The organism is Pseudomonas sp. HY13-MNA-CIBAN-0226, from assembly GCF_040310305.1.
GTDB classification, from domain to species: Bacteria; Pseudomonadota; Gammaproteobacteria; order Pseudomonadales; family Pseudomonadaceae; genus Aquipseudomonas; species Aquipseudomonas gregormendelii.
Genome location: NZ_JBEOPS010000671.1, coordinates 1 through 233 on the forward strand (window position 1 = coordinate 1; position 233 = coordinate 233).

Consider the following 233-nt stretch of genomic DNA (forward strand, 5'->3'; position numbering starts at 1 on the left):
GTTTCATGTCTTAGCAGATAGCGGCGAAGATGATATCGCCTTTTCAGATTCTTCTGATTATGCAGCGAACGTTGAGCTGGCAGAATCGGTGAGCACTGCTGAGCGTCAGCCACCCAAAATGGAACGCGAAGACGTGTTAACTGAAGAGATGACCAGTTGTAAAATGGTTGCTGAACATTTGGATGTTCCATTAGCCACTACGGTTAAAACGTTAATCGTTCATGGTCATGATG

General features: G+C 45.1%; 1 pseudogene. It reads left to right on the plus strand.

What is annotated here, in order from left to right:
- Positions 1–233: pseudogene (locus tag AAEZ05_RS30370) on the plus strand (proline--tRNA ligase); the annotation flags it as partial.